This is a genomic window from Halomonas sp. AOP43-A1-21 (assembly GCF_052376775.1).
GTDB classification, from domain to species: Bacteria; Pseudomonadota; Gammaproteobacteria; order Pseudomonadales; family Halomonadaceae; genus Vreelandella; species Vreelandella colorata.
Genome location: NZ_JBQSWC010000034.1, coordinates 16,838 through 41,974 on the forward strand (window position 1 = coordinate 16,838; position 25,137 = coordinate 41,974).

The 25,137-nt window shown below is 54.5% G+C and carries 21 protein-coding genes; 10 read left to right on the forward strand and 11 right to left on the reverse strand.

The window, feature by feature from the left end; all coding sequences use genetic code 11:
• The first annotated feature begins 59 nt into the window (after positions 1-59).
• The 5 genes from ACT3R7_RS16735 (at position 60) to ACT3R7_RS16755 (ending at position 6,254) form a co-directional block, all read left to right on the forward strand.
• The gene (locus ACT3R7_RS16735) at positions 60-617 is read left to right on the forward strand and encodes a chromate transporter (RefSeq protein WP_192538003.1); all 558 of its coding nucleotides are present in this window, start codon (positions 60-62) and stop codon (positions 615-617) included.
• Positions 614-1,144: a chromate transporter gene (locus ACT3R7_RS16740; RefSeq protein WP_192538002.1), complete on the forward strand. Its 531-nt coding sequence runs from the start codon at positions 614-616 to the stop codon at positions 1,142-1,144. Before ACT3R7_RS16735 ends, ACT3R7_RS16740 begins: the two co-directional genes overlap by 4 nt.
• Before the next feature lie 117 nt (positions 1,145-1,261).
• Entirely contained in the window at positions 1,262-3,109 is a 1,848-nt protein-coding gene (locus ACT3R7_RS16745; RefSeq protein ID WP_192538001.1) for an ABC transporter ATP-binding protein, read from the forward strand.
• Positions 3,110-3,266: 157 nt separating this feature from the next.
• On the forward strand, positions 3,267-4,937 hold the full coding sequence (locus ACT3R7_RS16750; RefSeq protein WP_192538000.1) for a methyl-accepting chemotaxis protein: 1,671 nt from the start codon (positions 3,267-3,269) through the stop codon (positions 4,935-4,937).
• A 123-nt stretch (positions 4,938-5,060) separates the two neighbouring features.
• Positions 5,061-6,254 (forward strand): EAL domain-containing response regulator, encoded by a 1,194-nt coding sequence (locus tag ACT3R7_RS16755; protein ID WP_192537999.1) that lies wholly within the window; start codon positions 5,061-5,063, stop codon positions 6,252-6,254.
• Here the strand turns inward: ACT3R7_RS16755 and ACT3R7_RS16760 are convergent.
• The 4 genes from ACT3R7_RS16760 to ACT3R7_RS16775 all read right to left on the reverse strand — a co-directional run bounded on the left by ACT3R7_RS16760 (position 6,191) and on the right by ACT3R7_RS16775 (position 10,319).
• Entirely contained in the window at positions 6,191-8,119 is a 1,929-nt protein-coding gene (locus ACT3R7_RS16760) for an ATP-binding protein (protein ID WP_441675407.1), read from the reverse strand. The two genes, ACT3R7_RS16755 and ACT3R7_RS16760, sit on opposite strands and share 64 nt — an antisense overlap.
• Before the next feature lie 108 nt (positions 8,120-8,227).
• Positions 8,228-9,484 carry an ISL3 family transposase gene (locus ACT3R7_RS16765; RefSeq protein ID WP_496199307.1) on the reverse strand — a complete coding sequence of 419 codons (1,257 nt, stop codon included), beginning with the start codon at positions 9,482-9,484 and terminating at the stop codon, positions 8,228-8,230.
• 25 nt (positions 9,485-9,509) lie between these two features.
• Complete coding sequence (locus tag ACT3R7_RS16770; protein ID WP_496199308.1) at positions 9,510-9,827, reverse strand: hypothetical protein; 318 nt, start codon at positions 9,825-9,827, stop codon at positions 9,510-9,512.
• A gap of 15 nt (positions 9,828-9,842) precedes the next feature.
• Complete coding sequence (locus ACT3R7_RS16775; RefSeq protein WP_192539929.1) at positions 9,843-10,319, reverse strand: putative pterin-binding protein; 477 nt, start codon at positions 10,317-10,319, stop codon at positions 9,843-9,845.
• A gap of 213 nt (positions 10,320-10,532) precedes the next feature.
• On the opposite strand from ACT3R7_RS16775, the gene ACT3R7_RS16780 reads away from it, so the two are divergent.
• Positions 10,533-11,252 carry a response regulator transcription factor gene (locus ACT3R7_RS16780; RefSeq protein WP_193092944.1) on the forward strand — a complete coding sequence of 240 codons (720 nt, stop codon included), beginning with the start codon at positions 10,533-10,535 and terminating at the stop codon, positions 11,250-11,252.
• A gap of 306 nt (positions 11,253-11,558) precedes the next feature.
• On the opposite strand, the gene arfA is transcribed toward ACT3R7_RS16780, so the two are convergent.
• Complete coding sequence (arfA, locus tag ACT3R7_RS16785; RefSeq protein ID WP_018917849.1) at positions 11,559-11,705, reverse strand: alternative ribosome rescue factor ArfA; 147 nt, start codon at positions 11,703-11,705, stop codon at positions 11,559-11,561.
• Between the two features lie 114 nt (positions 11,706-11,819).
• Positions 11,820-12,638, reverse strand: a complete 819-nt coding sequence (dkgB, locus tag ACT3R7_RS16790; protein ID WP_193092697.1) for a 2,5-didehydrogluconate reductase DkgB — start codon at positions 12,636-12,638, stop codon at positions 11,820-11,822.
• Between the two features lie 197 nt (positions 12,639-12,835).
• On the opposite strand from dkgB, the gene ACT3R7_RS16795 reads away from it, so the two are divergent.
• Positions 12,836-14,095: an MFS transporter gene (locus ACT3R7_RS16795; RefSeq protein ID WP_193092696.1), complete on the forward strand. Its 1,260-nt coding sequence runs from the start codon at positions 12,836-12,838 to the stop codon at positions 14,093-14,095.
• Here ACT3R7_RS16795 and cobA read toward each other — a convergent pair.
• On the reverse strand, positions 14,060-14,974 hold the full coding sequence (gene cobA, locus ACT3R7_RS16800; protein ID WP_193092695.1) for a uroporphyrinogen-III C-methyltransferase: 915 nt from the start codon (positions 14,972-14,974) through the stop codon (positions 14,060-14,062). The two genes, ACT3R7_RS16795 and cobA, sit on opposite strands and share 36 nt — an antisense overlap.
• Positions 14,934-17,669, reverse strand: coding sequence for a nitrate reductase (locus ACT3R7_RS16805; RefSeq protein WP_193092694.1), 2,736 nt, complete (start codon positions 17,667-17,669; stop codon positions 14,934-14,936). The genes cobA and ACT3R7_RS16805 overlap by 41 nt, the downstream gene beginning before the upstream one ends.
• Positions 17,670-18,463: 794 nt before the next feature.
• On the opposite strand from ACT3R7_RS16805, the gene ACT3R7_RS16810 reads away from it, so the two are divergent.
• From ACT3R7_RS16810 to nirD, 3 genes are read left to right on the forward strand one after another with little or no spacing between them, the layout of a single operon-like run.
• Positions 18,464-19,747 carry an NAD(P)/FAD-dependent oxidoreductase gene (locus ACT3R7_RS16810; RefSeq protein ID WP_193053455.1) on the forward strand — a complete coding sequence of 428 codons (1,284 nt, stop codon included), beginning with the start codon at positions 18,464-18,466 and terminating at the stop codon, positions 19,745-19,747.
• Positions 19,748-19,749: 2 nt separating this feature from the next.
• Positions 19,750-22,260 carry a nitrite reductase large subunit NirB gene (gene nirB / locus ACT3R7_RS16815; RefSeq protein WP_193053454.1) on the forward strand — a complete coding sequence of 837 codons (2,511 nt, stop codon included), beginning with the start codon at positions 19,750-19,752 and terminating at the stop codon, positions 22,258-22,260.
• 26 nt (positions 22,261-22,286) lie between these two features.
• Positions 22,287-22,676 (forward strand): nitrite reductase small subunit NirD, encoded by a 390-nt coding sequence (gene nirD / locus ACT3R7_RS16820; protein ID WP_193053453.1) that lies wholly within the window; start codon positions 22,287-22,289, stop codon positions 22,674-22,676.
• A 69-nt stretch (positions 22,677-22,745) separates the two neighbouring features.
• Here the strand turns inward: nirD and ACT3R7_RS16825 are convergent, their stop codons facing one another.
• From ACT3R7_RS16825 to ACT3R7_RS16835, 3 genes are all read right to left on the reverse strand, one after another.
• Positions 22,746-23,477 (reverse strand): ABC transporter substrate-binding protein, encoded by a 732-nt coding sequence (locus tag ACT3R7_RS16825; RefSeq protein ID WP_193053452.1) that lies wholly within the window; start codon positions 23,475-23,477, stop codon positions 22,746-22,748.
• A gap of 86 nt (positions 23,478-23,563) precedes the next feature.
• Positions 23,564-24,400 carry an alpha/beta fold hydrolase gene (locus ACT3R7_RS16830; RefSeq protein WP_193053451.1) on the reverse strand — a complete coding sequence of 279 codons (837 nt, stop codon included), beginning with the start codon at positions 24,398-24,400 and terminating at the stop codon, positions 23,564-23,566.
• Positions 24,401-24,510: 110 nt separating this feature from the next.
• A complete protein-coding gene (locus ACT3R7_RS16835) occupies positions 24,511-25,071 on the reverse strand; it encodes a GNAT family N-acetyltransferase (RefSeq protein WP_193053450.1) in 561 nt (186 codons plus the stop codon).
• Positions 25,072-25,137: the final 66 nt, after the last annotated feature.

Below are 25,137 nucleotides of genomic sequence, written 5' to 3' on the forward strand. Positions count from 1 at the left end.
AACGATAAAAAGTGAAAAAATATGTTTTTCCAACTAATTTCCTATAGCGTATTTTGCCAATGAAACAGACAGCACTGTTCTGGGCCTTCTTTCGGGTCGGTATTTTCGGCTTTGGTGGTGGTCCTTCGATGATACCGCTAGTGCATGCCGAAGTGGTCGCCCGTTACAAGTGGCTTACCGACGAAGAGTTTGCCGATATATTGGCTATTGGCAATACCCTGCCCGGCCCGATTGCCACCAAGATGCCCGGTTACATCGGCTATCGTGTCGGCGGCCCCTTAGGCTGCGCCGTTGCCGTTACGGCGGTTATTCTACCCATGATTGCGGCGATGATCGTCATGCTGGGCATTTTCAGCCGCTACCGCGATGTTGCGTGGATTCGCGGCATGGGGCAAGCCGTGGTGCCGGTGGTCATGATCATGATGGGCCAACTGGCCTGGGACTTCTTTGATAAATCGCAAAAGGCGCTTGGCTGGCTGGTCAGTGGCGTAATGGCGATCGTTTCCGGGGTGCTGATTTACTGGCTGGGCGTCCACCCGGGCTTCATCATCGGCGCGATTCTGCTGGCCGCGTTTATCCCCTTCTCCAAATTCAAGAAAGCGGAGCGCTCGGCATGATCTATTGGGAGCTTTTCCTGGCGTTTTTCATTCCCAATATCGTGGGTTACGGCGGCGGCCCGGCCATCATTCCCTTGATCGAAGCCGAGGTCGTCGGCCGTTACGGCTGGATGACCTCGCAGACGTTTGCCGAAACCCTGGCGCTCGGCAACGCGTTGCCGAGCCCCATTGCCACCAAGATGGCCGGCTACGTAGGCTATGAAGTGGCGGGTATTGGCGGCGCCTTTGTAGCGGTTGCAGCCACGGTGGTGCCTTCGCTTTTGCTGATGATTGCCGCGCTGGGGCTTTTGTATCGCCACCGCGAGTCCCCCCAGGTCAAGCGTATGAGCCAGTGGGTGCGCCCGGTGATAGCCATGATGATGGCCTGGCTGACGCTTGGCTTTCTGCTCGAAGGCGTCAACGGTGCAGGCTGGCTGCACACGGTGATCATTGGCGTGGTCGCCGCGATAGCGCTGGTGCGCTTCAAGATCTACCCAGCCTTCGTGGTCATGGCGGCCCTTGTGTACGGCGCCTTTGTCATTGCCTGACCCACTCTGCTGATCCCTTCTGACTGTCGGCCATTTCCCCCGGCAGTCAGACTAGCTATCCACGCCTTTCCATCGCATCATGGCACTCCTTTTTTCTGGATGCCGCTCAGCCACGCCATGCAACAGTCTTCGCCCCACTCAAGCTCCTCACCGCTTAGCGGTTTTTTCAGCGTTTTTCGCTACAGCCAGCGTGCCCTTGGCCTGGTGTGGGAAACCTCACGCTGGATGATGTTTGGCCTGGCCTTATGCACACTGGTGGCAGGCGTACTGCCCGCCGTTGCCGCCTGGGTGGGCCAGCTGATTGTCGACGGAGTGGTCAGCGCCATGGCGGCGCATCAAGCGGCAGATGACCCTGATCTACTGACGTCCATCACCCCGGTGTTGAAGCTGGTGGGGGTCGAGGCGCTGATTATCGGCCTCATTGCCCTCGCCCAGCGCGGGCTTTCCGCCCAGCAGGCGCTGCTACGCGCGCTGTTGGGGCAAAAGGTCAACGTGATGATTCTGGAAAAGGCCGGGACACTCTCGCTTGGCCAGTTCGAAGACTCCGAGCTATATGACCAGCTCACCCGCGCCCGCCGTGAAGCCTCGACACGCCCCCTTGCCCTGGTCAATAAAACCTTTGGTCTGATGCAGAACGCCATTTCGCTCGGCAGCTTCAGCGTTCTGCTGATTCAGTTTTCGCCCTGGGCGCTGCTGATACTGGCGGTGGGCGCACTGCCGGTATTTATCTCGGAGGCCAAGTTTTCCGGCGACGCCTTTCGCCTGTTCCGCCGCCGTTCACCGGAAACGCGTATGCAGGGCTACCTGGAAACCGTGCTGGCGCGTGAAGACAGTATCAAGGAGGTCAAGCTGTTCGGTCTTGAAGGGCTATTTCTACAGCGTTACCGGGATATCTTTACCCGCCTGTTTGCCGAAGACCGCCTTCTGACGCTGCACCGGGAGGGCTGGGGGTTCGTGCTGGGCCTGCTCGGCACGCTGACTTTTTACGCCGCTTACGCCTGGGTGGTGATTGAAACCATCGCCGGTGCGCTGACCCTGGGCCAGATGACCATGTATCTGATGGTATTCAAGCAGGGCCAGTCGGCGCTTTCGGCAAGCCTCACCGCGATCAGCGGCATGTATGAAGACAACCTTTACTTATCCAACCTCTACGAGTACCTGGAGCAGTCTACTCAACCTGAAGGCGGCAGCCTGACACAGGGTGAGAGCGCAGGCGACGGGCTGCGCTTCGAGGACGTCAGCTTTGCCTATCCAGGCGGCAAGCAGGTACTGCAGAATATCTCCCTGCACCTGGCGCCCGGCCAGAGCCTGGCACTGGTGGGCGAAAACGGCTCGGGCAAGACAACCCTGATCAAGCTTTTGACGCGGCTTTATCAACCCACCCACGGGCGTATTCTGCTGGATGGCAGCGACCTGCGCGACTGGGAAACCGGCGCGTTGCGCAAGCGTATCGGGGTGATTTTTCAGGATTTCGTGCGCTACCAGCTGCAGGTAGGCGAAAACCTGGGTGTGGGCGACATTCAGGCATTTAATGATCAAACGCGCTGGCAGAAAGCGGCCCACAACGGTATGGCCGACGGCTTTATCAAACGCATGCCCCAAGGCTATAACACCCAACTAGGCCGCTGGTTTAAAGATGGCCAGGAACTCTCCGGCGGGCAGTGGCAAAAAATAGCGCTCTCGCGTGCCTACATGCGCGAGGAGGCTGATATTCTAGTGCTGGATGAGCCCACCGCGGCGATGGACGCTGCCGCTGAAGCCGATATATTTACCCGCTTTCGCGAGCATAGCCACGATAAAATGACCATCCTCATCTCGCACCGCTTTTCGACGGTGCGCAGTGCCGAGCTGATTTTAGTCATTAACCATGGCCGCGTGCTGGAACGCGGCACTCATGAAGAGCTTCTCGCACTCAAGGGCCGATATGCACATCTTTTCTATTTACAAGCGAAGGGTTATCAATAGGCGAGCTGAGTGCTGCTGTTCTAGCTAACCAATGACTCTTTGGCTCTCTAATGAGGATAAACGTAAACAAACGTGACCAAGCCAATAAGTAGGTCGCTTAATCTAATACTTTAAGAGTAATGTGCACTCATCCTCCAACATGACAAGGGTAGTGCACATGAAAAAATTCCACCTGATAAAAGTAAAATATGCCTTTGCTTTTATAAGCGTCGCACTTGCGCTACTAGCAGTTGTGCTGGCTGATATATTACTCGTCAATATGGTAAAAAGCCGACTCGATTCATTTATATCTCACTACATCCCTGCTTCAACAACCATCCTCAATGGAGATAGAGATCTTTACCAGGCGAGGGTCGCTGAAATAGAGTTTCTCCTCTCATCGCCTGGTACAGAGCAGGCATCAGCTCTTATCGATGAATTTGAGGAGAATGCGCAGCAGGCTTATGAGCGCATGGTTACATCTGCTGAGCTGATGCGTGCTGATCCGAGCATTACTGATCAGTTAGCTGATTTTGAAGTATTGTATAGCGACTGGAAACAGGAGGCTGAGCGCGTTTTTGCAATGCATGAGAGAGGTGAAACAGTCAATGCACTGACTCTTTCCTCAAGTTCTTCACTAGAGCATTTTAATGCGTTGCGAGATTTATATGATATTTCAGGAGCCAATATTGAAACTGCAATTATTGCGGCAGAAAAGGCTGTCTTGGAAAGAATTCGATTGCAGCAGACGACTACGATTGTTTTTTCTTTAATCGTCTTTATCGCGGCAACGTTGATTGCTCTGCTGGGTCCTTTGATGATGTCCAAGGCACTTCGTCAAATAAGTCGGCGCATTAAAGAAATTACCCAAGGAGACGGTGATTTGACGGCCCGCATCAATAGCCAACGCCGGGACGAGATTGGTGAGTTAGCTCATGAGTTTGATACTTTTATCAAGCATATTGACGGGACGCTTCAAGCTGTTAGCCAAAGCACTGTCAGCCTTCAGCACGCATCCACAGAAATTGCCAAAGGTAGTCAGGAGCTTGCAACGCGTACGGAGCAAGCTGCTGCCAATTTACAGCAGACATCAGCTTCCATGGAGCAAATCGCGGCAGTGGTTACCAATGCCTCTGACTCTGCACAGCAGGCAGATCAACTGGCACTATCGAGTCGCGAATTAGCCAATCAGGGACGCAGTGCGATGCGCAGTGTTGAACAGACGATGGATACCATTAGCGAATCCTCTTCTGAAATAAGTAATATCGTCAGTCTTATTGAGAGCATCGCCTTTCAAACGAATATCTTAGCATTGAATGCTTCAGTTGAGGCGGCTCGTGCGGGAGAGCACGGCAGAGGTTTCGCTGTCGTTGCCCAAGAAGTACGCACCTTAGCCAGCCGTTCAAGCGACGCCTCAAAAAGTATTGCCACCCTCATCAATACTTCGATGAGCCGAACTGGGGCGGGCGTCAATCAAGTAAAAAGCACTGGGCAACTGATGGAAGAAATGGTCCACAGCATTGAACGCGTTTCCGATGTAATTGCTGAAATTAGCGCTGGCGCCAAAGAGCAAAGTGTGGGAATTGGGCAAGTCAATGATGCCGTCAACGAGCTGGATAGCATGACTCAGCACAATGCATCCCTGGTAGAAGAGTCCAGCGCAGCAGCAGAGCTAAGCGAACAGGCCTCTCGCTTAAGCGTATTAGTAGGTGCCTTCAAGTTAAGCGATATCGCAACACAGCCCTTGGCGCTGGCTGAGAGGAAACAGGAGAATAAAAGTGCTAGGTCAACATCGTTACCACGGCATCAGTTCTCTTCTTTACAACATCCTGAGTGGGAATCTTTCTGAGTTAGTCTGCTACCGAGGGTTTATCAGCAAGCCCTCGGTGATAGCGACCTCTTGAATAATGACGAGACGATAGTCGAGCCACAAAATTTTCATTGGCATAAATAAGCTTTTCAAGGAATCGATATGGCCTGTAATGCATTGGTGATTGATGATGATCCCGAAATTCAATTATTAGGCAAACTGTTATTGGAAAAACAGGGCTACCGGGCTGTAACTGTTGGAAGCCTGGGAGAGCTGGCGCGCCGCCCATCCCTTCTCAACGTGGACCTGATTCTCCTTGATTTTGGCCTTGGCGAGTTTACCGGTTTAGACATTCTCGACTATCTTCACGATCTGCGCCTGAACGCTGCCATTCTTCTTATTAGTAGCTGCTCGAAGGAGACGGCTACACATGCTATCGAGGTAGGCAAAGGCAAAGGCTTACGTATGTTGGGCTTTTTGCCGAAATCTGACCTTCTTATAGGACTTGCCTCTTTTCTGAAGCCACTTGAAACTTCTCTCAAAGCGCCATCAGTGGAGGAGCTGGAAGCGGCGATTGGCGATAAAAAGCTCTTTTTAGTTTACCAGCCCCAACTAGATCTTGAGAGCGGAAGCATCATAGGCGTTGAAGCATTGGTCCGCTGGCAGGACTCCGAGCGCGGCGTACTTTATCCCGACAGTTTTATTCCCTTGGCTGAACAAAGTGGGCTGATGGTGCCCATGACATGGTGCATTCTTGAGCTTGCCCTGAAGCAACAGGCAGAATGGCAGGCAATGGGCTGGAAACTGGATATTGCCATCAACGTCCCTGCAGAACTGGTCAAAGCCGAGAGCGTTTTACAAACCTTTGATCAACTAACGCGTAAGCACCACTCCGCCTTGGATCGTATTACACTAGAACTGACCGAATCAGCGGGCATTGAGTGCTTGGCATATGCCCGGCACGTACTTGAAGCACTGCTTGAGCGAGGCTGCCAGCTCGCGCTAGATGACTTTGGCACCGGCTACTCCTCAATGATTCAGCTTCATCGCCTCCCCTTTAGCAAGCTTAAAATTGACCGTAGCTTTGTATCGCTGATAGACCAGGACCAAGCTGCCCACGCCATTACACTATCCATTATCGATTTGGGAAAGCGCTTAGGACTGACGGTAATAGCCGAAGGTATCGAGACTCAAGCGCAGCAGCGCTTGCTCAGGGAAGCAAAATGCCCATTAGGTCAGGGATACTTTATCTCTCGCCCATTAACAGCAGAGGCTTTTAACGCTTGGTTCAGTCATCGGATGTCTGAATTGGACTTTAATGAACTAAGCATGCCAGCCTGTTCTAGCGCGAGCTGAGTAGATTTTTCCAAAGCCGGTAGTTGCTGTAAAGACAGCTCAAGTTCACTGCCAAGATCGACTAGCGCGAGGGCTTCAAGACGGTTTGCCAGGGCCGCTATAGCAGTACATCCCAAAGAGGCCGCCGCTCCCTTAAGCGAATGGGCTTCTTGACAAAAAACATCTCGCTCGCCAGCCTTTAAAGCGGCAGCAAGGCGCTCTCCGCGGATATCAAGACGCTTCAAGAATGTTGTCAGCAAGTTATCGAGAGTATTCGAATCAAAAGTGTCTTTTAATTCTTCGCAGAGGCGTGTATCAAGAATTTTCCCCTTTTCCTCGGGTTGCTTTAATACACCGGCATCTGTTTCCCTCTCGGTATCTGAGATAGGCGCGTTAACGCTCTCCTTTTGCAAGATACAACGGCATAAGACTTGGTAGAGTTCATCGCGAGTAAACGGTTTATGTATCATGTCATCCATGCCACTTTGCAGGCAGCGCTCGCGATGCTCTGGCATCACATTGGCCGTCATGGCGACAATAGGTAACCGAGATAACTGATGAAGCTGTTCAAATTCACGCCACTGCTGTGTTGTTTGCACGCCATCCAGCACCGGCATTTGCATATCCATAAGTACCAGGTCGACATCGCTACTATGTGCTTTGAGTAACGTAAGCGCTGCCTCACCATTATCAGCAATACTTACTCGTTGCCCTAACCGCTCAAGCATTACCTTAGCGACCGTCTGATTTAATGAGTTATCTTCGACAATCAGGATATGCTGGTTAGAAATCAAACCACGCAGGCTTTTCTGAGTAGAGTATTCTGGCAGTACATCCGTTTCTGGCAGCCGAATCGAGAACCAGAAACGACTACCAACCCCTTCCATGCTGTTGACATCAATATCACCCTGCATTGATCCAACAAGCCGTTTACAGATGGCAAGCCCCAGCCCCGTTCCTTCATGTCTTCGTGCAATGGATGTATCCACTTGAGCAAAAGCGGAAAAGAGTTGGGCTTGATCTTGCTCAGAAATACCACACCCAGTATCACGCACCTCGAAACGAACCCAATGGCCGGCCTCGCTGTGGATCGTGAACTTTACAAAACCTTCGTCTGTAAACTTAATAGCATTATTGATGAGATTCATTATGATTTGTCGAATCCGTACTACATCTCCCTTTACAAACTGGGGCAAATCGGCTGATTTAGCGTAGCTAAAGGAAACGGATTTTGTCTTACATTGCAGGCTATAGCCAATACATAGTTCATCAATACATTTATGTAGATCAAAAGCTTGAATATCGAGATCTAAATTACCAGACTCTATTTTAGTATAATCCAGAATATCATTAATCACGCTTCGTAAACTATCGGCACTGCGCTTAAGCGCAGCTAAATATGCTGTTGCATCAGGAGTACTCACCTCTTCGCTTAACAAGTCGGCCATACCAACAACTCCGTTAAGTGGAGTACGTATTTCATGGCTCATAACTGCCATGAATTCAGATTTCGCCCGACTAGCCGTCTCGGCCTGCTGTGCTGCCACATTCAGCTCATGGCTCTGCTTTTCAAGCGCTTGTGCTTTCTCTAAATTGGAGCGACCCTCTCTTATAAGCGCACGGACAAGGAGCCCGCCCGATATCATCAAAAGTGTAATCAGCAGAAGTGCCAAGCCATAAAGCTGTGCCAAAGATTCACGCTCATCGGTACGCATTCGCGCGACATTGGCATTGGTGTCGACCAGAGCGTCAGAGGTTAACTTCTGCAGTATAGATGTTTTAGCGAGCAACGTATTAATTAGTAAAGGGGTAAGGCCTGAAGGGTTATGCCAGAGATCCTCCAATAACGAATCGATTTCCATTATGAGATTTTCAGATGCCTGCACATTCGTTTTAAGGCTCTCTATAAGTGCAACCTCCTTACCAATATCACCCTGGAAAAATAAGTTCTTCCGGCTATAAAGAATCTCGTATCGTAATGGTTCTTCGTCACTTCACGTGGATTTGGCCTGATCGAATAGGCGGCCCACCGGGCTGCCAATCAGGTAGATCATGGCGATAAAGTTGGCCTCGTTCCGGTAGCCACGTGCTCGTGACCGAGCCGCTTGGAACAGACCATTCATTCCTTCCAGTCTTGCGTTCGTCAGTCCCGAGAGCCAGCGTCTGACCACCGCGTCGGCGTGCCGCTCAAGCGTCGCCAGGGCTTTCCCCATCGGCTTCAGCAGTGGCTTTTCAGACACCGCCGCCTGCATGACCTTGAGGTAGTTCGTGATGCGCCACCGAGCCGCTCTGGGCGTTGGAGCCTTCTGGATCCAGCGTAGCTTCTCCTTGATCACCCAGGCATCGGCCGTGGCGCTCTGATCGGCCACCAACTCCTGGAGCGCCGAAAGCTGTTTGGGTGTCAGGTTCTTGTTATCCAGGTTCTTCAGCAGGGCCCAGCGCAGCGACTTGGGGTGCCCCTGCTCCCGGCGCTCTTTCTTGCCTACCTCGTCCAGCCGCTTGGTGAAGGTCTGTACGATATGGAACCAGTCGACCGTTACCTCGGCCTTGGGAAGGTGCTCGGTCACGCCGCTAAGGAAGGCTGGCGACATATCGCAGACGACCTCGACCACATTATTCGGGTCGCCGCCATGGGCCGCCAGGAAGGCGCTGAAAGCCTGGATGGCATCCTTGCCGCAGCCTGGGACGGCAAAGATAACCGGTTCCCGCTTGCGCTGCATGTCGAGGAACACCGTGACATAGCGATGACCGCGCCGGGAGGCGGTTTCGTCCACGCCGACCGTCACCACCTTGGACAGATCCAGTTCCCCCAACATGCGGCCAACGTAGTGGTGCACGATGCGCCATAGTCGTTTGTCGGAAATCTCCAACTGGCGGGAGACGGCCAGTACCGGCATCTCCTTGACCAGTGACATGGCCGCTTGCTCGAACAGCAGGGTAAAGTCGCTGCCCGGCCGGGCCCAGGGCACCTCTATGCGCTTGACGCCATGGTCAGGACACTTCGTGCGCGGCACGCGAGCATGCAGGTAACAGTGATGCTGAAAGAAGTTCAGATGCCGCCAGGTTTTGTCGGCAAAGTCATGAGCTTGGCAGGCCTTACCACATTCTGGGCAGGGATAGAGACTGCCTCGCTCCGCCTCGACATAGAGGTCCAAGCGGTGGGGCGACACGGCGGTATCCAGGTACTGGTTCTTGAGGATCCAGGGCGCTTCCAAGCCCAGGCCGAGTGTTAGAATCTGGGTGCCGTCCATGTCATACCTCCTGCCGCTGTGGAGGTCATATTCTGGCCCAGCTCAGGGGGCGAATTCCACACCCAACGTCGAAGAGCCATCGTAATAAAATATCTTCCGCTGAGACAGGGTATGCTGTTGCTTCAATAAGACTTAAACGGAATTCTCTGACTTCTCTATCGAGCTGATAGCCCGCCCAAAGCAAGTTTTCCAACAGCCGGTTTTCCAGCGCATGTTGACGCTGAAAAATAACCCCGCCCGTGGTGAGAGCAGAAAAGAAAAAAAGGATTGCCGAAAAAGTGGCAATCCGTGCACGCCGGGAAAAATAGCGTTTCAAGCCTGACAGCATTGGATACTTATCCATTAAAGATTCGCGTTATTATTCAATATCGATCCTATGCACCTGCCAAACTGAGCGTGAGAGTATTACTTCATTCAATAACTTTGGTGAATCATCAAAAGGGTAGATGACAAAAAGAGGCCCCTGGTCACGAATGCGCAGAGGCTCGTCATCCGCACTCATGGCCAAAATCACATCATATTGATAAAAATCGCTGACCGGAACCGTAGCCGCATAATCATTTAACGCGGTGATCCGCATTTGTTCGCCGTCTCCACCAACCGCCTCCAAGATGGCACGCCCCAAGGGGCCAGAAAAGCGAACCTGACCATCATGCCAGGGCGTATTCGTGAGCGTATCATGCTGCTCTAAAGCTTCCAGCATAGCTCGGTCAAAATGTGCCTCATCACCACTATTGGGATGCGCCAATGTACCTGTCACTATCAGCATGACAGGACCTTCTGGCTTGTCCAAAGCGCTAGCATGAAACGGCAATGTCAAAAACCAGATAGCCACTAGGACAACTACATATCGAACCATGATTAAGCCCCTCCCAAGAAGACATGTTGATTGAAGGTTGAGTATATAGCGGCCTCCTAAAGGCTAACTGTGAAACTTTGTGTCAAGGAGGTACTATAAACTCTAATTAGCTAACGTTGCTGCGTAATTTACAATGTTTATAACGACATAGTTAAAGAGTGCTTAAATAGCGGGGATAGGTATTAATCCATGCATATTGGTGTACTTGAGGATGATCTGGATCAACAACAGTTTATAAAACAGTGCTTGCTCTCGGCTGGATATGAGGTGTCATTGTTTGGTCGATCCAATGAACTACGAAGAAGCACTCAGCAGCAATTATTCGATTTTCTTATCATTGATTGGCGCTTACCCGATGGCTGTGGCATGGACGTTGTTAGTCACCTTCGTCAGCATGACGGCTGGAAAGGCCCGATTCTGTTTATTACCGCTAGTCAGCATGAGGATGACGTCGTACAAGCTCTAGAGCAGGGGGCCGACGATTTCCTGGCCAAGCCTCTCCGACCCAAAGAGCTGATTGCTAGGGTCAATGCATTAAGCCGACGAATGGGATATACCCCCTCTACAACAGCCGCTAATTTTTCTGAAACCTATTCGCTCAATATCGAGAAGCGTATTGTTTACCTGGATGAGCGGCCCGTAAATCTGACTGAGCGAGAGTACCGCCTTGCAGCCCTGTTTTTTTCCAAAACGGGGGAATTGCTTACCCGTCCACATTTGCTGGAACTGATATGGGGAATGAAAGGTGATATTTCTACGCGTACCGTCGATACCCACGTTAGCCGTCTTCGGCGCAAACTCGAATTAGATGGGCAGCATGGCCTACGTCTAAAAAGCATATACCAGTCGGGCTATCGCTTGGAGACATGCCAGCCTACTGGCGCTGAAACTACTTGCACCGAGAACTAGTGCTATGCAGTAACCCCGTCTTGGCGCCGGATTAGTCTGACTTAGGCATGCATTCGGCATTGTGCGAAACGTCGCTGAGCTAAGGCAAGGCAAGGCAAGGCAAGGCAAGGCAAGGCAAGGCAAAAATTAGCGGAAACGGACTGGGCTCTCAAGCGATTTTACGCGCATAAATGAGTATTTTGATGGGAAGCCGAGTTCGGACTTACGCTTGAGCTGATTTTTAACGCTGTATAGTCGAGTGTAAGCAGTTTTTGTACAAAGATTAAGACGTTAATATGGTTTCAAAAGCATTGCCAAAACGCCTGATCAAGCGGCTTGGCGATACCCCCGCTGGGCCTTGCGCCCTTTACGGGAGTAGCTGCCTTTACCTCTTTTGGGCGTTTGCTGCTGCATCTTGAACATGGGCGTGCGTAGCTGGGCTTTGAGCGCGTTGTCGCGAATCTTTTGCTTCATGGAATCTTCCTGTAAAGCGGAGTTATACAACTTTCATATAAAAGCGGTGCCTGCTGAAACAGGCACCGCTAGGACATTATGAGCTGCCTAATGTTCCCAGGCACTCATTTAAAATCACTCATCCCATTTAGGTGCAAAGTCAGGGTTGGCGATGCGCTCCTTGCGATCAAGCTTGGCAATATCGGCCATTTCGCTGTCGCTTAATACAAGATCAAACGCGGCAATATTGCTTTGAATGTTACGTGCCTTGGTGGATGAGGGAATCGTGATCATGTTGCGCTGATTAACCCAGGCCAGGGCAATTTGCGCAGGCGTTACGCCATGCGCATCAGCGATCTGCTTGAGGGTGGCATCGTCCATTACCTTGCCCACCGCCAGCGGCATAAAGGCCGTTACCTGAATACCGTGATGCTCGCAGCGCTCAACCAGCTTGCGGTTTTGCAGGAAAGGATGCACTTCAATCTGGTTGGTGAGGATTTCGCCTTTACCCAAAATCTCCACCGCTTTATCAAGCTGTTCAATGGTGAAGTTGGATACACCAATATGGCGCGCCTTGCCCACCGCTTTCACTTCCTTGAGAGCGGCCAGATACTCTTTCATCGGCACTTCGTTATCCGGCGATGGCCAGTGGATCAGCAGCAGGTCAACGTAATCGGTGCCGAGCTTTTCTAGGCTTTCATCGACGCTCTCTTTCAGGCGCTGCGGCGCCAGATTGTCGTGCCACACCTTGGTGGTCAGAAAGATGTCGCCACGCGGCACGCTGCTGTCACGAATCGCTTCGCCAACACCCTTCTCATTACCGTAAAACTGGGCAGTGTCGATATGACGGTAGCCCGCTTCAAGCGCCGCATGGATACTCTCTTTAAGCGTATCGCCTTCCAGGCGAAAAGTACCGAAACCCGGGTTAGGCATAACTTTTTGCATCATTAACATCCTTTTCTATTGATAGCGTGTTAATTAACATGGGGCAGCCACCGCGTGACTTCAACCACTGGTTGAAAAAAGCCCTTAACCGGTTTGCCATTAGCCAAGCGTAATGTACGGGCTTTTTGATCCATGTTTGGCGCTATAAGCGATAGAATTATGAAAATTCGCTTGCTAACATTCTTTTAATAACCAAGATACCGCCCATGCCCCCCGATAACGACACGCTTGCCGCTACCGATGTCCCGCTGCTTCCCATTCATCGCCAACCGGGCTTTCTAAGCTTTCTTCTTTCTCGATTAGCGGCAGTGTTTGCCATGCAGATTCAGGCCATTGTGGTGGCCTGGCAGGTATATGACATTACCCGAGACGCCATGTCGCTGGCCTACGTGGGGCTTGCGCAGTTTCTGCCTATGGTGATTTTACTGCTGCCCGCAGGCGATGTGGTCGACCGCTTTCCGCGCAAGCGCATTCTGCAACTCAGCTGGGCGGTACAGGGCATTTGTAGCGCGCTGCTGCTTTTATTGGCCCAGGCCAATCACGGTAGCGTTATTGAATTTTATGCCGTGCTGGCTCTGTTTGGCTGTGCTCGGGCGTTTACCGGCCCGACGCTGCAAAGTATGTTGCCCAATATTGTGCCCCGCGCTCAGCTTGCTCAGGCCATTGCGCTGAATAGCTCGATCATGAAAGTCGCGGTGATTAGCGGGCCCTTGCTGGGCGGCGTGCTTTACAGTGTGGGCGGCGGCAGCCTGGCTTATGCCGTGTGCTTGGGGTGCTTTATCGTCGCGCTGGCCTTACTGGTGCTGGTACCGGTGCGCTATGTCGAGAAAGCCAAGGTTCTAGAAAGTACCGCCTGGAAGCGCTTTTCTGCCGGCATTCGCTATATCCGCTATCAGCCGATTATTCTGGGCGCCATATCCTTGGATCTGTTTGCCGTGCTGCTGGGCGGCGTCGTGGCACTGCTGCCCATTTACGCTCAGGAAGTCCTGCACGTGGGCCCGGAAGGCTTGGGTGCATTGCGCAGCGCGATTGCGGTGGGCGCGCTATTGATGGGGCTTTATCTTGGCGTTCGCGGCATCAAGCGTCGCGCGGGGCATGTGATGTTTGCCGCCGTGGCCGTGTTTGGTCTGGCGAATCTGGTATTCGCGTTCTCGACCCTGTTCTGGGTATCGATGATTGCCATGCTGGTGGCGGGTGCGGCCGACATGATCAGCGTTTATGTACGCACCACCGTGATTCAGCTAGCCACGCCGGATGAAATGCGCGGCCGGGTGAATGCGGTCAATATGCTGTTTATTGGCTCAAGCAATGAATTGGGCGAGTTCCGCGCGGGCAGTATGGCGGCCGGGTTTGGCGTGGTGCCCGCCGCGGTGATTGGCGGCGTGGGCACGCTGGCGGTGGTCGGCCTGTGGATGCGCCTGTTCCCGACGTTACGCCGGGTCGACCGCTTCGATGATGCCCGCTGAGGCAAGCGCATTCGCGGGGCTGCTCGCCACCATACTGACCACGCTGCCTACCAGAATCACGCAAGGTGACGGCAGCGGATGGTCCGCCAGGCGTTGGGGCATGTCTTTAAGCGTACCCACCAGCGCCTGCTGTTCGGGCAGGCTGGCATTGGCTACCAGCATGATCGGCCACTCATCGGGCAGCCCGGCCTGGCGTAGCCCTGCACAAATGGCCTCTACCTTGGAAAGCCCCATATAAAACACCAGGGTTTCATCACGGCGGGCCAGGGTTTGCCAGTCGGGCGCGCCACCCTCACGGCAGAGCTGGGCGGTAATAAAGCGCAACTGCTGAGAGTGGCCGCGGTCGGTGAGCGGAATCCCCAGGCTTGCGGCAGCGGCAGACGCCGCAGTAATGCCGGGCACAATGTGCGCGGGCACATTGGCATCCGCCAGGGCGGCAAGCTCTTCGCCCATACGCGCAAATATACCGGGGTCGCCGCCTTTCAAGCGCACCACCGATTTGCCGGCGGTCGCCAGTTTGACCATCAAGGCGCCAATTTCCGCCTGCGGCATGCTGTGATGGCCGCTGGCCTTGCCGACGTAGTAGCGCTCGGCGGAAAGCGGAACCAGCCCCAGCACATCGTCGCCTACCAAACGGTCATACACGATAGCATCAGCCTGCATTAACAGCCGCGCGGCTTTCAGCGTTAACAGCTCCATATCCCCACTGCCCGCGCCGACCAGATACACATGCCCGGCCGTGCAATCGCCGCGTAGTTTAAGCGAAGGCACGCTTGGTGCGCTGCGCGTGGAGCGCTGAAATGGCGACAGCACACGCTGCGTAAAGCACATCAAAGCCTCAGGCCACTTGTGTAGTAGACGCTTGCTTAGCACGCGCATGTGAACGCTCCTCTTCAATCAGGGACTTCAATTCAGGCAAACAACTACCGCACTGGGTTCCGCAGGCAAGCCGTGCACCCAAGGCTTCCACGCTGCTATCACCGGTACGAATGGCATTAACAATCGCCGTTTGGCCCACTTGGTGGCAGCTGCATACCACAGGGCCGGTATCCGCTGCGCCATCATCACACCCCGCCAGCAGCCGGCGCCGGTGCTTATCACTTATGGCTGTTTCGTTAAAACGTGCTTCAAGCCAGGCAAGCCCCGGCAATTCGCGCGGCGGGCCAACCATTAACCACCAGTGCAGCTTGCCTTGCACAATAGCCGCAGCGCGCAGGCGACCCTTACCGCTGTCTTCACACCACAAACTAGCCTCATCGGGTAGCCACGTGGCGAGTAGCGCCAGCCAGTCATGTACCGGATTTGCATCAGCCAGCTGCCAGCGCTGACAGCCCTGCATGGGTACGCGCGCCCAGTAATCGCTTTTGCACCACGCGGGCACTTCCTGACTATTATCCCCTAATGGCTGGGCAATCAACAGCGTTGCCTCCCAAGCCGTGTTCAGCGGCGCCAGTGCCACCGCGCCGTGCTTGGCTTCCGGCTGGCCTGAAACGGGATCGGTGATGGCCTCCAGCATGGCGCCGCTACGCGCCGATTTACTGAACGCATCGCTCCAGTGCATGGGAATAAACACCTCGCCACGCCGCTGGGCGTTTGAGATACGCACTCGCCCCCGATACTCGCCGCTGGCGGCGGACAATACTGCCAGCTGCTGATCGCCAATGCCATAGCGCGCGGCATCGCTTGGGTGGAGTTCGATAAATGGCTCGTGGCGATGATTCATCAGCCGGGGCGCACGTGCCGTGCGTGTCATGGTGTGCCACTGGTCGCGAATACGCCCGGTATTCAGGCGCAGCGGATAGGCGTCACTCAAGCGTTGCCCCGGCAGGCGAGGCGTTATGGCGATGAAACTGGCGCGCCCATCAGGCGTGGCGAATTCACCGTCTTCAAACAACCGCGCCGTTCCGTGAGGCGCTGAAAAGGTAACCGGCCACTGAATCGGCGCCAGCGCATCGTAGGCCTCTCGCCCAAGCCCCGCCAAACCGGAAATATCGAAGAGCCGTTTGCTCTCCCCCTCATTCTCGAAGCCGGAAAGGCGCGCGTGCTCGTCAAAAATTTCATGGGGATGGCTATAGTCAAACGCCTCCTTAAAGCCCAACCGCTTGGCAACTTCGCACATAATCCACCAGTCGTGACGCGCTTGGCCTGGCGCGGGTAGCAAGCCACGCTGGCGTGAAATACGCCGCTCGGAGTTGGTCACCGTGCCGTCTTTTTCCGACCACCCAGTCGCAGGCAGAATGATATCGGCGTAGGCCAGTAGATCGGTATGGCTGGCGCATTCAGACACAATCACCAGCGGGCACTTTTCAAGCGCACGCCGCACGCGGGCGGCATCCGGCAAGCTGACCGCCGGGTTGGTGGCCATTATCCACAGCGCCTTTATTTCGCCCCGCTCAACCGCGTCAAAAAGCTCAATCGCCTTATAGCCAGGCGCCAGGGGCAGTTCGGGCATTAACATTTCCGTCGCCCAAAAGCGGGTGACCCGGCCGAGGGCGCCGGGGGTGTGGTAATCCATATGCGCGGCCAGCTGGTTGGCAAGCCCGCCCACTTCGCGCCCGCCCATGGCATTGGGCTGGCCGGTAATCGAGAAAGGCCCTGCTCCCGGCAAGCCGATTTTGCCGCCAGCCAGGTGGCAGTTGATGATCGCATTGCACTTATCAGTACCGCTGGTGGATTGATTGACGCCCTGGGAGTAGAGCGTCACGACATGGAGTTGGCTGGCAAACCAGTAGTAAAAGGTCTCCAGCCGCTCAGGGTCGATATCACATATCGCCGCCACGTCATCAATGTCGCAGTGGCTCGCAGCCAGCAGCGCTTCGTCGAAACCTTGTGTATGACGATCCAGATAGAGCTGATCCAGCTTGTTATTCTCAGCCATCCAGGCCAGCAGGCCATTGAACAGCACCGCATCGCTGCCGGGTGCGATGCCCAGGTACAGGTCGGCAATTTCGCAGCTGTCGGTCACGCGCGGGTCGATGACCACCACCCGCATCAGCGGATTGCGCGTTTTGGCGACCTTCAAGCGCTGGTAAAGCACCGGGTGGTTCCAGGCCAGATTCGAGCCCACCAGCACCACCAGTTCGGCCTCTTCAATATCTTCATAGTTGCAGGGAACGGCGTCTGCGCCCAACGAGCGTTTATACGCCGCCACGGCAGAAGCCATGCAGAGTCGCGAGTTGGTATCCAGGTGCGGCGTGCCTAAAAAGCCTTTAAACAGCTTATTGGCCACATAGTAATCTTCGGTTAATAGCTGACCTGAAAGGTAAGCACCCACGGACTCTGCGCCGTAAGTTGCGCGAGTCGTTTGCAACCGCTCTGCCAAGGTGGTTAATGCCACATTCCAGTCAACGGCCTGGCCATCGACCCAGGGCGTGGTGAGCCGGTCATGGTGGCCAAGGGTTTCGTGCAGTGCCGAGCCTTTCACACACAGCCGGCCAAAATTGGCGGGATGGTCGCGGTCGCCTTCAACCGCGCTGATTGTGCCGCCTGCCACAGTGGCGGTTACGCCGCAGCCGACACCGCAATAAGGGCACGTCGTGTTTGCTTTACAAGCCGAGCGTGTGGCCTGGGACATACTGATTTCCTCCCGCTTAAAAAGCAAAAAGCGCCCAAGCGAGCCTCATAAGAAGCCTGCCTGGACGCCGTTGTCTCAGGGACACCTGCACCGGTGCCGAATGTCGCACTGCTGGGATTGGACACATTTATTAATGGCCTGTCGTCTGATGGCGTTAGCGTTGTTATTTGCCCGTCAAACTCGATGGCTGCATTTTATTGTGCCGATAAACCCGTCTGTGCTTTGTTGCTTGTTACCAAGGTAATAGCAAGGCCTGCGCCAACCAGCCTATTAAAATAAAAATACCAGCTTAAACAGCAGGTTAATAAACAATAGAATATCTTTCGACCGACCGTGTAGACAGTTTATTTTCAAACGCTGACTACTCTCGGTGCATCTTTACCGCTTAGCGCACCAAGAGCGTGCGCAGGCTGAGCTTAAGCGGCTGAAAAGGCGCTTTCTTCAACCTATTTATTTAAATCAACCTATTGATAAGTAATATAAAAATAAATAACGAGCGATGTTTGGCTGATTAATTGCCCTGTACTGATTAGATAAATTCAAGTCTAGCTGGCAGCCAACGGTGGCTGCTCTGTGCTTAACCCACGAACGGGTTTGGCCTCAGCTACCGGGCAACGAAGCCCCTGATACGGTTTTCCTGGCAATCCACTTGCCCGGGACGCTAACTCAGGGGCTTTTTTATTGTTTTTTCTTCAGCGCTGCGCCACGACAGCATTTATCGCTGCCAGATATTTGTAGCCAGGTCTTTGTAGACAGGTATTGGCAGCCAAGCGCGAAACAGTAAGGAGCAACCCATGATCGCTATCTCTCGGTGCTCGTCTGATGATCACTTGGTCATTATCGGCAACGGCATGGCGAGCCAGCGTCTGCTAGAGGCGGTCGTTAAATTGCCTCACCGACCCCAGCAAATAACGGTGATTGGTGCAGAAGCATCTCCCGCTTATAACCGGATACTGCTATCGCCACTGCTCGCCGATGAAATGCCGCCTAGCGCCCTCACCTTGCGGGATGCGCAGTGGTACGCCAAGCAAGGTATCACCCTGCACTTAAATGAATGCGTGCTGGAGATCAACCGTGCAGAACAGCGCGTTGTCACTCCCTGCCGCACGCTAACTTATGACCGCCTGGTGATTGCCACCGGCTCACGCCCGACGCTGCCCGAGGTACCCGGCATTGGCCTTAACGGCGTGCATGGGTTTCGTACCCTGCAAGATGCCGACACGCTCGCAAAGTTTGCCTTGCAGGGCGGGGAATGCGTCGTGGTCGGCGGCGGGCTGTTGGGGCTCGAGGCCGCTGAAGGGCTTCGCAAGCGGGGTGCCAGCGTCAGCGTTCTACAGCGAAGTAAGCGGTTAATGAATCGTCAGCTGGATAGCATGGCCGCTGGGCTTCTAGAAACGACGCTTACCCAACGTGGCTTGACCATCTTAACCAATGCACGCATCAGCCATTTTGAAGACGACGGCGCGGGAAGCCTGGCCGCCGTTGTACTGGAGGATGGCCAGCGCCTGCCTGCCCAAAGCGTCATCGTGGCAACCGGCGTTACACCTAACGCAGAACTTGGCCATCAGGCAGGCTTGGCTACACAGCGCGCCATCATGGTTGATGACACGCTCACTACCTCCGACCCGCATATTCATGCATTGGGCGAGTGTTGCCAGTTCGAGCAGCACACCTACGGCCTGGTCGAGCCGATCTGGCGCCAGGTAGATGTGTTAGCCAACACGCTGTGTGGCGATGGCAGCGTCCGCTATCGTGAGGCGCCAACCGCTACCAAGCTTAAAATCAGCGGCCTGGCCCTCTACGCGTTTGGCCCCACGGAGGCCGCGCCAGAACATGAAGTACTGCATTACAGCGACCCGGAAAACGGCGACTACCGCCGCCTGTTACTGCGCAACGGAAGGCTTGAAGGCGCCGTGCTGTATGGCGATACCCATTCCGGCCCCTGGTATTTCGCCCAGGCGCTAGCCAAAACCGATCTGGGCGCCTGCCGCCAGGCGTTGTTGTTTGGTGAAGCCGATGCCAACGCCCTGCTTCTTGATACCCCACCCACTCCCTCATCGACGCTGGAGGCAGCTTAGCCATGTCCATCACCTCTAAACGCAACGTGATTATTATTGGTAACGGTATGGTCGGCCACCACCTGGTCGAGCAGCTGGTTGAAAACGGTGCCCTGTCACAGATGAACGTCACCGTGTTTGGCGAAGAGCGCCATCGTGCTTATGATCGCGTGCACCTTTCTGAATACTTCAAGGGCCGCGACGCCGAAGCGCTGGCCCTGTGTGATGCCGACTACTACGCAAGCCATGGCGTGACATTCAACAGCAGCGAAGCGGTGATCTCCATCGATCGCGCGGCAAAAACGCTAGCCACCGAGCACGGCCATTACGCCTATGATCATCTGGTACTGGCCACCGGCTCTTACCCTTTCGTGCCGCCCATTCCCGGTAACGATCGCGAAGGCTGCCTGGTGTATCGCACGCTGGACGACCTGGACGCCATCCGCGAGGCGGCGCAAAGTGCGGCCACCGGCGTTGTAGTGGGCGGCGGTCTGTTGGGTCTGGAAGCGGCCAACGCACTGCGCGGATTGAATCTGGAAACCGCGGTGATTGAGTTCGCCCCACGCCTGATGCCCATGCAGGTGGATAGCGAGGGCGGCGAGCTGCTGCGCGAAAAAATCGAAGCCTTGGGTGTTCAGGTACTCACCGAGCGGGCCACTCAGCGCATTGAAGATGGTGCAGCCAGCCGCCATCGCATGGTGTTTCAGGATGACAAAATACTGGAAACCGACCTGATCGTGTTCTCGGCGGGTATTCGCCCGCGTGATCAACTGGCCCGGGAGTGCGGCCTGGAGATCGGCGAGCGCGGCGGCGTAGTGATCAACGATCAGTGCCAAACCAGCGACCCGGCGATTTTAGCCATTGGCGAAGTGGCGCTGTGGAATCAGAGCATTTTTGGCCTGGTGGCGCCTGGCTATCAGATGGCAAAGACAGCGCTTTCGACGCTCACCGGTGGCGATGCTTCTTTTACCGGTGCCGATATGAGCACCAAGCTTAAACTTCTGGGTGTGGACGTCGGCTCGATTGGCGATGCCCACGGCACTCAAAACCCCGGCGCACGGATGTTTCGCTACCTTGACCCACTTACCCAGATTTACCGCAAGATGGTGGTCTCAAGCGACGGCAAGAAGCTCTTGGGCGCCATGCTGGTGGGCGATAACAGCGTCTACGACACCTTGCTTCAGTATTACGCCAACGGTATCGAGCTGCCCAAAGAGCCCGCCTCATTGATTTTGCCGCAAAGCGGCGCCGCCCCGGCACTTGGCCCGGACGCGCTGCCGGAAACGGCAATGATCTGCTCGTGCCATAACGTCACCAAGGCCAGCATTTGCGCGGCCATTGACGCAGGCGCCAGCGACTTGGCATCCGTGAAAGGTGACACCCGCGCCAGCACCGGCTGCGGTGGCTGCGCGTCGCTTTTGAAAAGCGTGGTGGATCATGAGCTGGCCGCACGCGGCGTTGAGGTGGACAAGTCGATTTGCGAGCACTTTCAGCACACCCGCCAAGAGCTTTACGACATCGTGCGCGTGGAGGGCATCAAGACCTTCAGCGAGTTGATCGAAAAGCACGGCGCGCCTAGCACCCACCACTTGGGCTGCGATATCTGCAAGCCTGCGGTCGGTTCCATTCTCGCCTCCTGCTTTAACGAGCCGATTACCGACGCTGCGCATATCCCGCTTCAGGATACCAACGACACTTTCATGGCCAATATGCAGAAAAACGGCACCTATTCGGTCGTGCCGCGCATTGCAGGCGGGGAAATTACACCGGATAAACTGGTGGTGCTGGGTCAGGTAGCGCAAAAGTACGGCCTTTATAGCAAGATCACCGGCGGCCAGCGGATTGATCTGTTCGGCGCACGCCTGGAAGACCTGCCTGATATCTGGGGCGAGCTGATCGAAGCTGGCTTTGAAACCGGCCACGCCTACGGCAAGTCGCTGCGTACGGTGAAATCCTGCGTGGGCAGCACTTGGTGTCGCTACGGCGTGCAGGACAGCGTGGGCATGGCGATCAAACTTGAGAACCGCTACAAGGGCCTTCGTGCACCGCACAAGATCAAATTTGGCGTATCAGGCTGTACCCGCGAATGCGCCGAAGCGCAAAGCAAGGATATCGGCATTATCGCCACCGAAAACGGCTGGAACCTCTACGTGTGCGGCAACGGCGGCATGCGCCCACGCCATGCCGAGCTGTTTGCCACCGATCTTGACGACGAAGCCCTCTACCGCACCATCGACCGTTTTCTGATGTTCTACGTGCGCACGGCGGATCGCTTGCAGCGTACCTCGGTATGGCGGGAAAACCTGGAAGGCGGGCTGGAGTATCTGAAAGAGGTGATTCTCAACGACAGCTTGGGCATGGGTGATGAACTGGAGCGCCAGATGCAAACCGTGGTGGATAACTATCAGTGCGAATGGGCAGGCGCCATCAGTGACCCGGATAAGCTCAAGCGCTTTAGAAGCTACGTCAACGATAGCCGCCCCGACCCATCGATCATCATGACCAGTGAGCGCGGCCAGCTACGGCCTGCCTAACCAACATCACTTTAAAGGGCTACTCCATGACCGCTACCGCAGTGAAGCAAGCAACGGTTACACAAAGCAGACAGGCACCGACCGGCCATAAACTGTGCAGCAAAACCGACCTAGTCGCGTTTTCCGGGGTTGCTGCGTGGCTTGAAACACCACAGGGGCCGACGCAAGTCGCGCTATTTTACTTGCCGGGCTTTGAGCGTGAGCTTTACGCGATTGATCACCACGACCCGTTTTCCAACGCCAATGTGATTGCCCACGGCATTGTGGGCGATATAAAGGGCGCCGCCGTGGTGGCTTCCCCCATTTACAAGCAGCACTTTCGTTTGGAAGATGGCCAGTGCGTGGAAGACGACAGCGTCACGCTAGCTACCTGGAAGGTGAGCTTTAAAGAAGCTGATGTGTGGATTGAGGGTTGATACCAAGAAACAACGATGAAGAACATCAATCCGCCAAGCCGCTTACTCAAGCGGCCTGGCGTCAGTCCATTAAGCGCTGGGCGCGACCGAGACTCCTTGAACACCGTGCTTCTCCAGCAAACGGGCTACCTCACCTTGCGCTTTGACTTCTTCAATAAACGCGGAAAGAAATGCAGCCGCTTCGGGCGAGCGGCCTTTAGGAACGCCCATGGCCTGCTGAATGGTCATGAAGTGGCCGGGCAGTAACCGCATGCCACCAAACTCTTCGATACCGGCTTCCAGCTGCTGCTTAACGCCTGCGGCGATATCCAACTGATGCTCTCTAAAGAACGCCACCACCTTGGGCGACGTGGGGGCTCTGACCAGCTCGGCCTGTTCAATGGTGCGGCTTAGGTACAGATCATAAGCGCTGCCTTTACCCACCACGATACGCTGCCCGAGGCGATCTACCTCTTCCTGCGCCGTGATCGGAGAGTCTTCACGGACCAGGTAACACCCCTCAATGAATACATAGGGTGCGGTAAATTCGATGCTCTCGCCGCGCCTGGGGTCGAGCGCAAAAAAGCCCATATCGGCTTCCTCTCGGCTGACAACGTCAACGGCCTCACCCGCAGAGGCAACCACCTGAAGTTCAAGCTCGACCTCCAGTCTATGTGCAATCAATGTTGCCAGATCAACCGACACACCAAACGGCTGGTGCTCGACATCAAGCCCTGCCAGAACAGGATTACCGACATTGATGGTGGCGCGCAGTACGCCAGTAGGTGCCATTACTTTTCTTAACGCTGATGCGTCACTCATCGTTAACTCCTGGTGTTAGCGCTTTAATGCTCCGCCATTAAAAACGCCGCCCCGGGGGCGGCGCTAACGGCAAGATAATCGTTTAATCAGCTCTTGATAAAATCGATCAGCACTTTATTAAACTCATCAGCATGAGTTGCGTTAATCGCATGTGGGCCACCCTTAATAATATGCGTTTTCGCCTCAGGTAAAAGCTCGGCGGCGCGTTTGCCGCTGACCTCAAACGGTACAATTTGATCGCCGTCGCCATGGAGTATCAGCGTAGGCACGTCGATTTTGGGCAGGTCTTTGCGAAAGTCGGTATAGCTAAACGCTTTGACGCATTCATAGGTGGCTAGTGGCGAGGCAAAGGCGGCGATATCGCGATGATAGAGTCGATTTGGCTCGCTGATTAAGTCACTGTTATCAGAGGTTGAGAAAAAATCCTTGGTGAAGTCTTCCAGAAATGCGATCCGGTCACCGCGAACACCGTCCAAAAACCCGTTAATGGTCGCGTCATCCAACCCACCATCCGGGTTATCATCTGCCTTATACAGGTAAGGCGGAACGGCAGCGGCAAATACGCCTTTCGTCACGCGGCCAGTGCCGTAGCTTCCAATATAGCGGGCCACTTCTCCACCGCCCATGGAAAAGCCCACCAGTGTGGCATCGTTAAGATCAAGCGTATCAATCAGCTTTTTCAGGTCGGCGGCCAGCGTATCGTAGTCGTACCCGCCATCTGCCTGGGTGGACCAGCCAAACCCACGGCGGTCGTAAGTAATAACCTTGTAGCCTGCTTCTACCAGGGCGGGCACCTGCTTTTCCCAGGAACGGCCGCTCAATGGCCAGCCGTGGATAAGTACCACGGGCTTACCTGCTCCGTATACTTCGTAATAAAGCTCTACCGGCGTACCCTGCTCCGTGCCGACGCTCAGCATAGGCATTGTTAAACCCTCCCGTTGGCGTAATGTTTGTCCATTAATGCGTTTAAAGGTTAGTACACGTTATTACCACTTACCAAAAGACGATCAGCCCGTATGGGAACAGCTTGAACTTACGGGCATTCAATCTTTTCCCTTAGCGCACATTGATACACCAAGCACTCCAGGTGCTGATCGGCTACGTGAGAATAAGCCGACAGTTTTTCAACTAATGTGAACTTGGCTTTTTCGAGCACGCGCTGAGATGCCTTGTTTTCAACCGAAACGGTCGCTGTCAGCGTGTCCAGACCATAAATACAGCGGGCCTCTTTCATCAGGTGATGAAGCGCTTTTTGGGCGATTCCCTGCCCGCAGGCGTTTTCAGCAAGGCGATAGCCGACCTGAGCACTGCCCTGATCAATATCACGCAGATTGGCGAGCCCGATAATGACGCCTTTATGGCGAATAAGCTGAGGGCTCATACGCCCATGAGCATTGAGTGCCAGACACTCAACAATATGCTGTGACACACCATGCGGGGTATAAAACTGCTTCCTGCGCGCTTCGATATGCTGCTCAAACCACGCCCGCTCTGCGGTCTCAAACGCCAACAGTTCAAAGGCATCTTCCGGGGTTAACAGGCTGAAGGTTAAATCCTTGGTATGGCGAATACGTACATCTCTTTGTGGAGTCATCGCCGTTCGTCCTTGTGGGCGCCGCTATCGTTAGTGAATAAGCTATCAATATTGCTATGCTTGCGG